The sequence below is a fragment of the Streptomyces sp. NBC_01622 genome (assembly GCF_045209635.1).
Taxonomy (GTDB): domain Bacteria; phylum Actinomycetota; class Actinomycetes; order Streptomycetales; family Streptomycetaceae; genus Streptomyces.
In genome coordinates this window covers 6,329,073-6,341,483 of record NZ_CP109293.1, presented here as the reverse complement: position 1 = coordinate 6,341,483, position 12,411 = coordinate 6,329,073, and the positions used below count along the sequence as shown (strand labels likewise).

13 protein-coding genes are annotated in these 12,411 nt (G+C 70.0%); 10 read left to right on the top strand and 3 right to left on the bottom strand.

The window, feature by feature from the left end; all coding sequences use genetic code 11:
- Positions 1–9: 9 nt before the first annotated feature.
- Positions 10–471: a DUF5707 domain-containing protein gene (locus tag OH768_RS29215; RefSeq protein ID WP_406458493.1), complete on the bottom strand. Its 462-nt coding sequence runs from the start codon at positions 469–471 to the stop codon at positions 10–12.
- Between the two features lie 209 nt (positions 472–680).
- Between OH768_RS29215 and OH768_RS29210 the strand changes: the two genes are divergently transcribed.
- The 3 genes from OH768_RS29210 to OH768_RS29200 are packed head-to-tail and all read left to right on the top strand — an operon-like array spanning position 681 to position 4,040.
- On the top strand, positions 681–2,972 hold the full coding sequence (locus tag OH768_RS29210) for a histidine kinase (protein ID WP_406458491.1): 2,292 nt from the start codon (positions 681–683) through the stop codon (positions 2,970–2,972).
- Entirely contained in the window at positions 2,969–3,676 is a 708-nt protein-coding gene (locus OH768_RS29205; RefSeq protein ID WP_406458489.1) for a response regulator, read from the top strand. The genes OH768_RS29210 and OH768_RS29205 overlap by 4 nt, the downstream gene beginning before the upstream one ends.
- 31 nt (positions 3,677–3,707) lie before the next feature.
- Complete coding sequence (locus tag OH768_RS29200; protein WP_406458487.1) at positions 3,708–4,040, top strand: SCO4225 family membrane protein; 333 nt, start codon at positions 3,708–3,710, stop codon at positions 4,038–4,040.
- 23 nt (positions 4,041–4,063) lie between these two features.
- Here the strand turns inward: OH768_RS29200 and OH768_RS29195 are convergent, their stop codons facing one another.
- Together OH768_RS29195 and OH768_RS29190 are read right to left on the bottom strand one after the other, a co-directional pair.
- A complete protein-coding gene (locus tag OH768_RS29195; protein WP_406458485.1) occupies positions 4,064–4,345 on the bottom strand; it encodes a hypothetical protein in 282 nt (93 codons plus the stop codon).
- Between the two features lie 265 nt (positions 4,346–4,610).
- The gene (locus OH768_RS29190; RefSeq protein WP_406458483.1) at positions 4,611–4,754 is read right to left on the bottom strand and encodes a hypothetical protein; all 144 of its coding nucleotides are present in this window, start codon (positions 4,752–4,754) and stop codon (positions 4,611–4,613) included.
- Between the two features lie 360 nt (positions 4,755–5,114).
- Between OH768_RS29190 and OH768_RS29185 the strand changes: the two genes are divergently transcribed.
- The 7 genes from OH768_RS29185 to OH768_RS29155 all read left to right on the top strand — a co-directional run bounded on the left by OH768_RS29185 (position 5,115) and on the right by OH768_RS29155 (position 12,102).
- Entirely contained in the window at positions 5,115–5,693 is a 579-nt protein-coding gene (locus tag OH768_RS29185; RefSeq protein WP_406458481.1) for a TetR/AcrR family transcriptional regulator, read from the top strand.
- Positions 5,694–5,804: 111 nt separating this feature from the next.
- On the top strand, positions 5,805–7,100 hold the full coding sequence (locus OH768_RS29180) for a hypothetical protein (RefSeq protein WP_406458479.1): 1,296 nt from the start codon (positions 5,805–5,807) through the stop codon (positions 7,098–7,100).
- A gap of 38 nt (positions 7,101–7,138) precedes the next feature.
- Positions 7,139–8,020, top strand: coding sequence for an alpha/beta fold hydrolase (locus tag OH768_RS29175; protein ID WP_406458477.1), 882 nt, complete (start codon positions 7,139–7,141; stop codon positions 8,018–8,020).
- 685 nt (positions 8,021–8,705) lie between these two features.
- Positions 8,706–9,296 (top strand): TetR/AcrR family transcriptional regulator, encoded by a 591-nt coding sequence (locus OH768_RS29170; protein WP_406458475.1) that lies wholly within the window; start codon positions 8,706–8,708, stop codon positions 9,294–9,296.
- A 314-nt stretch (positions 9,297–9,610) separates the two neighbouring features.
- Positions 9,611–10,201, top strand: a complete 591-nt coding sequence (locus tag OH768_RS29165; protein WP_406458473.1) for a carboxymuconolactone decarboxylase family protein — start codon at positions 9,611–9,613, stop codon at positions 10,199–10,201.
- Between the two features lie 60 nt (positions 10,202–10,261).
- A complete protein-coding gene (locus tag OH768_RS29160; protein ID WP_406458471.1) occupies positions 10,262–10,834 on the top strand; it encodes a carboxymuconolactone decarboxylase family protein in 573 nt (190 codons plus the stop codon).
- Between the two features lie 257 nt (positions 10,835–11,091).
- A complete protein-coding gene (locus OH768_RS29155; protein ID WP_406458469.1) occupies positions 11,092–12,102 on the top strand; it encodes an MBL fold metallo-hydrolase in 1,011 nt (336 codons plus the stop codon).
- Positions 12,103–12,411: the final 309 nt, after the last annotated feature.

Here is a 12,411-nt window from a genome sequence, read left to right as displayed (position 1 = left end):
GCCTTCGGGTCAGCCCGCGATCTCGAAGGTGGCGGCCTTGGACACGAACGCCGTGCCGCCGTCCTTGGCCGTCGCCAGCGTCGAGACGTTCCAGGTGCCCTTGGCCGCCTCGGCCGCCTCCTTCTTGGTGACCTTGAAGGTGTAGGTGCAGCGCGAGGTGTCGCCCGAGGTGCTCTTGCACTTGGCGGAGTCGACGTACCGGAGGTCCGCCTTTGTCGGCTCCAGCTTCGAACTCGCGGGCCACGCGATGACCTTGAGCCCGCGGATGCCCGAGTCGTCGGTGACATCCACGCTGTAGGTGAACGAGCCGGCGGCGCTCGCGGTCGGGGCCGTGTAGCGGGCGGAGCCGTTCGTGAGGGTCGGCTCGGTGGGCGTGGAGGCGGCCGACGCGGCGAGACCGCCGGCGACGACTCCGCCGACCGCCGCGACACCGACGAGCGAGGAGACGAGAGCGCGCTTGGACATGGACATGGGTAATCCCCCTGTTTGTGGTGTGGGTGGTGTGGGAGGCGGTGGTCGACCGCTTCCCTCGATGTGATCGAGCCTAGGAGCGGGGCGGGGCGCGGTCCTCCGGCTGGAGGACGGTTGCCGCGTCGAACCAGAGATAGAGAGTCCTGCGGCCGTAATCCCCCTTCAGCCTGAGCCGGGCCCCTCACCTGCGCCCATAGCCTTTGAGTGCCATGAAACGAACCGACGACCGGCTGCTCCCGGTCCTGCTGATCTGCGCCCAGGCCCTGGTGTGGCCGGGGGCTCCGCTGCTGCGCGGCACCGTGCCGACCGCGGCCGACCTGCTCGTGGCCGCCCTGGTCGCCGGACCGGTGACGGCCGCGCTCGCGCTGCGCCGCAGCCGCCCGGTGACCACCCTGATCGTGGTCGCCGCCGCCTGCGCGGTGGGCGCGGGACCGCTGCCCACCGGGGCGATGGCGCTCTTCGGCACCGTGGGCGTCGCGCTCGCCCTGTTCTCGGTGACGGCCGAGCGCGACACCTTCACCACGGTCCTGTGCGTGGTCGCGCTCGTCCTCTGGCAGCTGCTGCAGAACATCAACCTGAACGGCCTCAGCGACAACAACGGTCTCGACCTGGTCCTGACCGCCCTCCTCTACGCCACCGCGTGCGGCGCGGGTTTCTACATACGCCGGACCCGGCGCGCCCGCCAGGCGGCTCAACTCCTCCTGAACCGCGCCGAGACCGAACGCCACCGGCTCCCGGCGGCCGAACGCCGCCGCATGGAACGGGAGTTGCACGACGTCAGCGCCCACCACCTCACCGCCGTGGTCGTCACGGCCGGCGCCGCGCTCGGCCTGCGCGAACGACGCCCCGAACTCGCCGCCGAGGCACTGCAGTTCGCGACCGAGACCGGCCGCGAGGTCACCCGCGCACTCGGCGCGGTACGCGCCCCGGCCCCCTCGCGCGAGGAACTCCCCTCCCCCGAGGAGCGGTTGCGGGCCCTGATCGCCGGCTTCCGCCGCCTCGACCAACCGGTGGACGCCGAGATCGACCCCCTTCCGGACGGCGCCGTCGCGGACGCGGCCTACGGCATCGTGCGCGAGGCCCTGACCAACGTGGCCCGGCACGCGCCGGGCGCGCGCACCACGGTCGTCTGCCGCTACGGCGACACCCGCACCGACGTCGTGATCACCAGCGCGGCTCCGCCGACCGGTACCCCGGCCCACGGCGCGGGTCTGGGCGGCGGCCGCGGCCAGGGCTTCCTCCGCTCCCGGGCCCGGGAGGCGGGCGGCACCCTGACCACCGGCCCCACGGCGGAGGGCGGCTGGGAGGTACGCGCGACCCTGCCCGGCCGTACGGCCGGCCCGGTGGACCAGACCGTCCCGCCGAGCTACCGGGTGGCCCAGGTGGTCGCCGCGTTCGGCCTGTGCGTACAGCCACTCCTGCCGATCCTGATCATCCGCCCGGAAACGACGTCGAGCGGCACGCATGTCTCGGCGGGGGTCCTCTTCGCCCTGCTGGCGGCGGCCCAGGCGGTGGCCCTGCTGTGGCTGAGAAGGGCGCGCGGTTTGGCGCAGGGTGCCTTGCTGGGCTTGGCGTTGTTGTGGCCGGTGGCGATGGGGGTGGGTGACTACACGGGGCCGGTGCTGCTGCCACCGGTGCTGAGTGCGGTGGCGACTTGCGTTGCGGTGATGGTTCTTAGGGGGCGCGGGGCTGTATCGATCTTTTTCTTTCCCATTGCAGCAACAGCCGCACACGCAACGGCGTTGACGATCGCCGTACTGCACCGTGGCACAACCATCCCCGACTGGGCGCTGATTTTGACCGCAACTGCCGGTACAGCCTTGGTAGTTGGTGCGGCCTACTACATCGGCTCCCTGGGCGGCAGACGTAACAAGGCAGCCCAGGACACCCAGACCCAACGCCTCGCCACCTGGACGGAGGAGGCCGTACGAGACGCCTGGGCGGAACGCCGCCGTATCGCCGCCGGCCTCGAATCCACCGTACTGGCCCGCACCGCCGACATGATCACAGAAGCACAGGCAGGCCGGCTGGACGCGACAGCGACCCGCGCCCGCGAGGCACTCACCGCGATGCGCGCCCTGCTGGACGCGGTCCGCGACGGCGACACGGCGGCCGAACTGACCCCACAGCCGACCCTCCAGGCCCTGGACCTGCTCGCCCACCAGTGCCGGGCCACCGGCCGCGACGTCGAGATACGCCTCACCGACCGGGTACCGGAACGCCTGCCCACCGAGGTCGACCTCGCCGCGTACCACGTCGCCGAGACCCTCCTCGCGACCGGCGACACCGAACCCGCCGTACTCGAACTCGACGCGGTCGACGGTACGTTGACGATCACGGCCACCGGTGTGCCACGCGCCGCCGACCCCGCCGTACGGGACCGGTTGACGGCGCGGATCGCGCCGCTCGGCGGCACCCTGACGACCGGCCGGCCGCCGGGCACGGTCCACCTCCGGCTGCCGCTCACGGCGGTGCCGGACGACGAGGAGAGACAACGATGAGCCTCAGGGTGCTGGTCGTCGACGACCAGGGCATCGTCCGGGCGGGCTTCGCCGCCGTGATCGACGCCGAGGAGGACATGACGGTCGTAGGAGAGGCCGCGGACGGCGCGACCGCGGTGGTGCTCGCCGCCGAACTGGCCCCCGACGTCGTCGTGATGGACGTACGGATGCCCGAACTCGACGGTATCGCCGCGACCCGGATCATCACCGGGAAGGAGAACGCGCCCCGAGTCCTCGTCCTGACCACCTTCGACCTGGACGCGTACGTTTTCGACGCCCTGCGCGCGGGCGCCTCCGGCTTCCTCCTCAAGGACGTACACGCCTCCGAACTCCTGGACGGCATTCGGGTGGTGGCGAGCGGCGAGAGCGTACTCGCGCCGTCGGCGACCCGTCGCCTGATCGGGCACTACGCGTCAGGGGCGGGTACGGGATTCCACGCCAACTCCGGTTCTGATTCCTCCGGTTCCGGTCCGCGCGAACTCGACAGCCTCACCGACAGCCAGCGCAACGTCCTCGGGCTGCTCGCCTCCGGCCTCAACAACGCGGAGATCGCCGGGGAGTTGGGGATCACCGTCGGCACCGTCAAGTCCCATGTGAACGCCCTGCTGCGCAAACTCGGCCTGCGCGACCGCGTCCAGGCCACGATCCTCGCCTACGACCTCGGCATCACCCGCCCGAACCCGCCGGGCGCAGACCACCTCTGACGTTCTCGTCCTCTCCCCAGGAGCCAATTCCATGACCGGTACCGATGCTCACGCCGCCCGTTCCCCTCTGCACCGACTGGGCCGGAACCTCCGCAACCCCTTCGCCCTCGCCTACCTCGCGCTCTGCGCGGCGCTGCTCCTCTGGGCGATCGTCGTCAACATCCCCGACGACTCGGACGGGGCCATGGCCGCCGTCATCCCCCTCATGGCCACCGCCCCGGCCAGCCTCGTCCTCCTCGCACTGCCGGGCGGCGCCGCGGTGTTGATCGTCGCGGTCGTCCTCGGGGCACTCGTCAACGCGTCGGTCATCGGCTGGTGCGCCCGCGCGCTGACCCGGGGCAACCGCCCGGACGCGACGCGCTGACCGCGCGGGGGCACAGCTGGGGCTCAGGCGCCGCCGTAGCCGGCCGAGTGGTCGTCCGGGTCCTCGGTCGCGTACAGGGTGGGCCCGAGGAAGAAGAACTCGACGGTGTCGTCCGGGTATTCGGCACGCAGCAGGGGAAGCAACGTCTCCGGGTAGTACTCGGCGCCCTTGCCACTGAGCACCACGACCACGTGCCCCACGTCCACCCGCCACACCCGCACATGCGCGTAACCGTTCCAGCCCTCCACGGACTGCCAGGGCTCCTCGGCGCGGACCAATTGGGGATGAACGCTCTCAACTGCCATACCGCACCCCGTTTCCAGCCACAGCGGCCATCAGAACAACCATGCTCAGCACGGCGCGCAGAGTCCCGCCACATGGACCGCCGCGAAGCTGTTGCCGGCGCACACTCGGGTGCCGCCGAGTCGTGCAGGGCGTCCCGCAGCTCCGTCTTGGTGGTGGACAGGCTGACGTTCACGATGTCGAAGCCCTGCTCCACCGCCCAGACCAGCCCGGTGAGCAGGTTCTCCCCCGTGCAGAAGGACTCGGCGCCCAGCACCCGCAGGCTCGTCAGCTCGCACTCGGGGCCAGTGACCTGATGACGCCGGCGTACGCGCTGCCGTGGCCGTGCGCGTCACCGGACTCCTCCTCGACCACGCCGGGACGCCCGTCCGGGCCGACGGCCACCGCGTGGGCGGCGGACAGGTCGCCCACCAGCGGACGGTCCGGCCGGACCCCGCTTTCGCCAGACGTCCGCCTACCTACAAACACGTGCGAGCTCTCGACAACGTCGTACGTGGCGTCGGAGCCGCGGTATTCCTCTGGATCAGCCGACGGCTGTCTCAGCGCCGAGAGGTGACGGCGGTCGCGGGTCCCTGCCAGCGCACCGCGTGTCCGCTCCTTGAGGGCCCCGTGGGCGCCGACCGCCTCCAGGTCCGCGCGTGGGATCCCGCCGGAGGACACCGCGGAGGACGCCGACGGCGCATTGCCGTGAGGCCGGCCTGCGGGGCGGCGCGCGGTCAAGCCGCAGGCCTTTTTCTTGAGCGCTCGATCCAGATAGTTTACGGTGGAGTCATGGCAAGGACCCGGGAGTTCGACACGGAGGCGGCGGTGAGCCGCGCCATGGAACTGTTCTGGATGCGCGGCTACGAGGCCACTTCGGTACGCGACCTGACCCAGACGTTGGGGATCGGGCAGGGATCCCTGTATGCCGCGTTCGGCGACAAGGAGGGCCTGTACCGGGCGGCGCTGGAGCACTACCGCACCACCCTCGCGGCGGCCGCCCTGCGCAGCCTGCAGGAGGGGGCGGACGCCCGGTCGGCGATCCGTACGATGCTGGTCGAGCGGGTCCGGATCGCCGCGGAAAGCGACGGTCGGGGCTGCCTGGCCGTCAACGCCGCCTGCGAGCGCCTGCCGAAGGACGCGGCGATCCGGCGCACCGTGCGGGATATGCAGGACGCCAGCCGGGACGCGCTCGCCGAGGTGCTGCGGGTCGCGGCGGAGCGCGGTGAGATCGCGGCGCGGCACGACCCGCACACGCTGGCCGCTTTCCTCGTCACGTTCCTCAACGGACTACTGGTCTCCTCGAAGATCACCCCGGATGCCCACGCCCTCGAACCCCTCGTGGAGGTCGCCCTGACCGCCCTCGGCTGACTTTTTCATGCCCGCAAACTGTATCGAGCGATCCAGAAAGGAGGCGGGATCCCGCGTAGGTACGGGATCCGGCGAAATCCACCCTTCTTCACCGACTACCGAGGAGGACCCATGCCCCCCACGTCCACCCCGAGCACACCCGCTCTCGGCGGCAGCCGCTGGAACACCTTCCCCGCGGCCGGCACCACTCTGACAGCCCGCGACTTCCTCACCGCCACCGAGCCGCTACTGCAGGGCATCATCGATGACAACGCCCTCACCAGCGCCGACGGCGAGGTGCTGGCGGACCAGATCCGCGCGACGCTCGCTCTCGGTACCCGGGAGACCTCCCTGCCGCTGGGCATCGGCCCGGACAGCGCCTCGGCAGCCCGCGAACTGGGCGCGCAGGCCGAGGCGATCGGCCGGGAGCTCGTCTCGTGGTCCACCGAGGCGCTGGAGAGGCTGCTCACCGATCCGATACCGCTGCCGGCCGGACCGCTCGTCGTCCGCAGCCACTGCTACGGCCACCTGCTGACCCCTCCCACGGCGGATCTGCTCCGCGGCCGTCGCGGTGGACCGGTCACGATGCAGCTCTACAACGAGTGGCTGCACCAGATAGTCCTGCTGCGCGACGCCCTGCTGCCCTTCACCAACTGGCAGGACGTCCCGCTCCTGACAACCCCGACCGGGCTGCGGCACACCGAACCGGCCCGCGACGCGTTCCTCACCGAACTGCTGGTGCGCCAGATCCGGCATTCCGGCATCGTGGACTTCGCCCGCCACGTCGTCACCGGCGCCTCGGGCCCCGCCGGCTACGGCTTCGAGGCGGCCGGCGGCAGCGCCCTGCCCGCCGTCCTCGACCAGCCGCCCCTGACCGCACCCCGCCACCTGCTGACCTGGCGCACCGACCCGGCCGCCGAAGACACCGTCACGTATGTCGCCGAGGTGCAGGACTACTACGCCGCCCCCCGTACCCTCGTCGAGAACCTGCCGCCCGCCACCACCGCGCCGGGGCCGCCCACCGCCCGCACCATTACCGGGCCGGCCGCCGAGGGGACCCGCGCCGCCCGCATCGAGATCACCCACGACGGCACCACCGCCCACGTCGACCTCGGCCAGGCCCTGCGCGGCCACCGCTACGCCCACCGACCGGACCCCGCCGCAGGCGACACACGGTGCGCCACCGCGCCCCGCACCGCGGCCGTGTGGTCCGCGCTGCGCGCATCGGGGTTGGTGTGGACGCAAGCAGGCGACGTCACCCTGGACGCCACCGGCCAGGACGACCTCGTCGTACTGGCCCTGCTCGGCCGGCTCTACCCGGAGAACGTCACTCTGCGCCCCGCAGGCCGTCGCGCTGCCCGGACGCCCTCGGACGGCACCGGACCGAGCCGCCTGGTGGCTCTCGTCGACCCTCCGCAAGCCCACTGACACCCGTACCGCGAAACACACCAGGAAGGTTGGAGAACATGATGTTCGACCACGGCGGAACGCCCGTCCGTACAGGCCGAGCCGCCGTCAACGGAACGAGTCTGCACTACCGCACAGCAGGGTCCGGCCCCGCGGTGGTACTCCTGCACGGCGTGCCCAAGACCAGCTACCACTGGCGCCACCTCGTCCCGAAGCTGACGCCCCACCACACCGTCGTCGTCCCGGACCTTCGCGGTCTCGGCGACTCCGCCCGCCCGTCGGACGGCTACGACTCAGCGACGATGAGCGACGACATCGCCGCGCTGATGACCCACCTCGGACACGAGACCTACGCCGTGGCGGGCGAGGACTGGGGAGCGGTGATCGGCTACCAGCTGGCAGCCCGCCATCGCGACCACGTCACCACCCTCGTGTTCGCCGAGGCACTGTTCCCCGGATTCGGCTTCGAGGACCACACGGCCCTCACCCCCGAGAACGTCTCCAGCGGCATGCACCTGTGGCACCTGGGCTTCTACTTCCAGCCCGACGTACCCGAGATGCTGATCGCCGGACACGAGCGCGAGCTGATCACCTACATGATCAAGTACGAACGCAGCCACCCCGACACCGCCACCCCCGACGCGGTCGACGAATACGTGCGCTGTTACTCCATGCCCGGCGGCATCCGCGCGATGCTCTCCATCTACCGGGCCATGCTCGTCGACGCCGAACAGAACCGGCAGACCGCACAGAAGAAACTGGACATCCCGGTCCTGGCGCTCGGCGGATCCGCGTTCATCGGCGACCGCAACGAGTCCCAGATGCGGCTCATGGCCCACGACGTCACCGGACACGTCTTCGACGCCGGCCACGACCTGGCGGAAGAAGTGCCCGACGAGATGGCCGACGTCGTCCTGCCGTTCCTGGCCGCGCACCTTTAACCGCACCCCGCCGCCGAGGACGGCGAGCTGAAGCCGTCTGCACACCGTGGGGCCCCGTGGCCGAGCGGACCTGCCCGGTACCGCGCTGCCAGGGGCCCCGTGGCTCCCGACGACTCCCCCGGTCGATGCACGGCCAGCAATCCTCTCCGACGCGCGTCTTGCGCACCAGCAGGTCTTCCTCTCGGGTGCCCAGGGACGGTGGACCTGCGTCTCGCGGGCGTCGGCGCCGAAGAGCTTGTGCCGCCCCACGGGGGCGAAGGTCTTGTTGTGCGGGCGAATGGCCCCGTGTTCCCACGGCGGTCTCCGATATCGGAGCAGGGCCAGCCGTACGCCCGCCCTTGTGTCGACTCGGTCGCCCGGCTGGTCGCCGAACGCGCCCTGCCGCACGTCGCCGGATGTGACGGCCTCCTCGGCGACCGGTGACAGCGTTCTTACCGGCACCCCGTCTTGGACGCGTTCGTCATCGCCCGAGGGCCGAACGTCGCGAGAACGCGCGCGACGGCGCCGGGCGCGGCAACACGGCACCGCCGGTGCCAGCCAGTTCGGTACTTTCACTGCCGTACTTCATATAAGGCGAATATTCGTTCTCCTGGTAGGGTCAGGAGGCTTTTCTGGCCGGCCGCCGACTCGTCGAGGTCCAGACGTCGACCGGCCACGACGGGACGAAACCGATCAAGGAGCGGCAGTGCCGAAGGTCAGCGAGGCGTACAAGGAGAACCGGCGCACGCAGATCCTCGACGCCGCACAGCGCTGTTTCGTCCGTGACGGCTTCCACCGCACCTCCATGCAGGACATCCTCACGGAGGCAGGCCTGTCCGCCGGTGCGGTCTATCGCTACTTCCCCAGCAAGGACGACATCATCGTCGCGATCGCCACGCGCAATCTCGACCACATGGTGGCCGTGCTGCGCGATGCGGTCGGCAACCGCGACAGCCGCGGACTCGGCGCGACGATGGCCGGCCTCCTGACAGCTGCCCAAGGCGAGCAGGACGAGCACCAACTGGCCACGGTCGCACTGATGGTGTGGTCGGAGGCCCTGCGCAATCCCGCGCTCGCCGACCGCCTGACCGCCACCGACACCGATCTACGTGGCGTTCTCGCCCGCCTGGTAGCCGAGCAGCAGAAGCGCGGCACCCTCCCGGCCGATGTACCGGCCGAGACGCTGGCCGGGGTCTTCGTCGCGGTCCTGCCCGGGTTCCTTCTCCAACTCGCTCTGTTCGGACCACAGGCTGTGGACGGGCTGCCCAGCGCGGTCAAGACGTTGTGGCCGACGTAGCCCCGGGCCCGGCAGGTCGATAGCCCCCCCTTGGCGCCCGGCACCGCGGCACCGCACGTCAGCAGAGTTTCGCCGCTCATCCGAACCGGGGCAGATACCAACGTGTCAGGACTGCCATGCCAGCTCCGAGGTACCCGGGAAGGCGGAACGGCGGGTACCGAGGCAGAGCTGATGGGATGGACGCCGCCGGGCAGCGCGGCGGGGAGAGACGTCTTGCGTCGTGTTCCAGCCGGGCGTACGTTGAAAAAAGAAAAACGAGCCATCGTTCTCTTTACCTAACCTCTACCTACCTCTACGGGAGACAGGAGGTCGTCATGCGGCTCCCGTTGGTCCGCCCAGATGAACTGACCCCCAGCCAGCGGCCTCTGTACGACGCCTTCGAGGCGATGGTCGAGGCCGATGAGTACAAGGGATTCGAGGTGCGCGACACCGACGGCGCGTTCGTCGGACCCTGGGGCGTGATGCTCCACTTCCCGGAACTGGCACAGCCACTCGCCCGCTTCATCGACCTCGCACAGCAGTTGCCGGGTCTGTCCGAGCGGGCGCGGCACGTCGTCATCCTGACGATCGGCGCACGCTTCAATGTGGCCTACGAGATGTACGCGCACGCCCGGCTTGCCGCGCGAGCCGGGCTGCACCCGACGGAGATAGCGACACTGTGCGCCGGTGGCCGCCCGTCCGACCTCACCGAGGAGGAGTCACTCGCCGCCGACGTCGCGACCGCCCTGTCCGAAGGAGGCCCCCTGCCAGGGCCGCTGTACGACACCGTCATCGAGACGCTGGGACAGCAGACCCTTGACACGATCGTGTTCGTGACCGTCCACTACCTGGCCCTCGGCACCGTTCTCAACGCCTACGACGTGCCGGCGGGAAGCCCGCGCAGGGAGCCGAAGAGCGCTGCCTGAGCTGTTCGCGGCGCGGGACCGACGAGCCCCGGAAGGACCGCCAAGGAAGAGGAGACCCTCGTGTTCGACGACCCCACGGACTTCGGGACGTTCGGCCGCTACGCGGAGACACCGGTGGAAGAGATGTCTCCCGAGACGCGCAGCGCGTACGACTACACGCTGCGGTTGCGCGGCCTGGTGCCAGGACCGCACAAGATCTGGCTGGCCAACCCCAGGCTGCTGAAGGCGATCGTGCCCACAGGAGCGTACTTCCAGACGGACTCATCGCTGTCGAAGGCGGAGATCGAGATCGTCACGAACATCGTCACCGGCCGCTGGCTCGCGGCCTATGCCAACTACGAGCACGAGAAGATCGGTATGGCGCTGGGAGGTCTGGACCCGCAGAAGGTCGAGGCTCTGATCGCCGGCCTCCCCACTTCGTTCGACGACCCCCGCCAGCAGCTCGTGTACGAGCTCGCGTCAACCCTGGTGCAGCCGCGCGTGGTTCCGGTCAGCCTGTACAGGCGGGCGAAGGAGACGATCGGCGAGGAGGGCATCGTCGATGTGACCGTGCTGATGGGCTGGTTCACCAGCGTCTCGCTGACCCTGGCCGCCTTCGACGTGCCGTCGAACGCAGTCGGCCTTGAACAGTAGCCGTGGTGCAGGGCCGGGTGAGCGCAGCGCCACACAGCAAGCGCCGGTAGACCGCCCCTGAGGACAGCCCTGTTTCGGCCGCAGGTCCTGCAGGCACGGCGGAAAGAACAACAGTCATTCGTTTCTATGACTCCGATGTCGCCTCCGACACGAGGAGTCCGCATGCGGTGGATATCGCCGCGCACGCCCACGCCGGTGATGGGCGTGCTCCCGTTCCTTTGTCAGGCCTACCTGGCATGCCGGAAAGAGGAGGAATCATGAAGAAGTGGCCTTTTGCTGCCGCGGCTGCGGCGGTACCCGCAGCGCGCCTGGTGCGCGGCCTCAGCTCGTCCGGGCTTCCCGAGCCGGCCCCGCTGCCCGAGTCGATCCCGGTCCCGCAGGCCGATCCGCCGGCGGACATGGACCTGGTCGCGGTGCCGACCGGCGTCAACAACAGGGTCGCCGCCTACGCGTATACGGGCGGTTCCTTCTTCGACAAGCGCGACTTCTACATCGGTGCGGCGCTGATCAAACATCCGCAGGGTGATCTCCTGGTCGACTCCGGCTTCGGGCGCGACATCGCCAAGCAGTTCGCCACGATGGCCCGCCCGTTCCAGAAGCTGACCAAGTACGAGCTGTGGAAGCCGGCCGTCGACCAGTTGGAGGCGGCGGGCTACGACCTCAGCCGACTGTCGGGAATCCTGCTGACCCACGCCCACTGGGACCACATGAGCGGCATCCCCGACTTCCCCGGCCTGCCGGTCCTGGTCTCAGGGCGCGACCGGGCCGCGTTCTACAACCCGGAGATCTTCGGCAACTTCCGCGGATACTTCCGCGAAACGCCCTTCAACTGGCAGGAGTTCACCTTCGAGGGCGGCCCCTACCTCGGCTTCCCTCGGCACCACGACGTCTACGGTGACGGCTCGATCGTCTGCGTCCCCGCCCCCGGACACACCCCGGGCAGCGTCATCGTCTTCGTCACCCTGCCCCACCAGGTGCGCTACGCCCTGGTCGGAGACCTGGTATGGCAGCGCGAAGGACTCACGCGCCGTCTGGAGAGGCCCTTCCTCATCAGGCGTCTGGGCGACTTCGACGCCGAGGGCAACCGCCAGAACATCCTCCGCATGGCCTCGGTCATGCAGCGCATCCCCGACATGATCGTGGTCCCGGCCCACGACCAGCGAGCCTTCGCGGAAATGAACCAACTCCCCCACGTCACTGCCAAAGGCCGCATCCTGTCAGCAGAGACAGGGTCATTGGCCGGCCCGGGACCCGCCTCAGCCCGTTGAACGGAACCGCGGGGACCGTAAAACGTCCAAGGCACCCCAACATCCTCGCCGTCATACCGGTTCGCGACCGCGCGGGCCTGCTTCCACCTGCTGACGCACCGCTCGACCGAGCCGCGGCGCGGCGCTACTGGGTCTTGTCGAGGGCTGGGGACCGGCTGCTGGCCCGACCTGCGCGACGGCGGTCGGCGTGCTGGTTGTCCGGCTCGGCGATGGTCGACTTGACACCACGACGCCGCAGCTCGGCGCGATGGTCTCGGCCGGAGTACGCCATGTCCCCGCGCCGCCGGATGCGGAAGCCACCAGTACAGG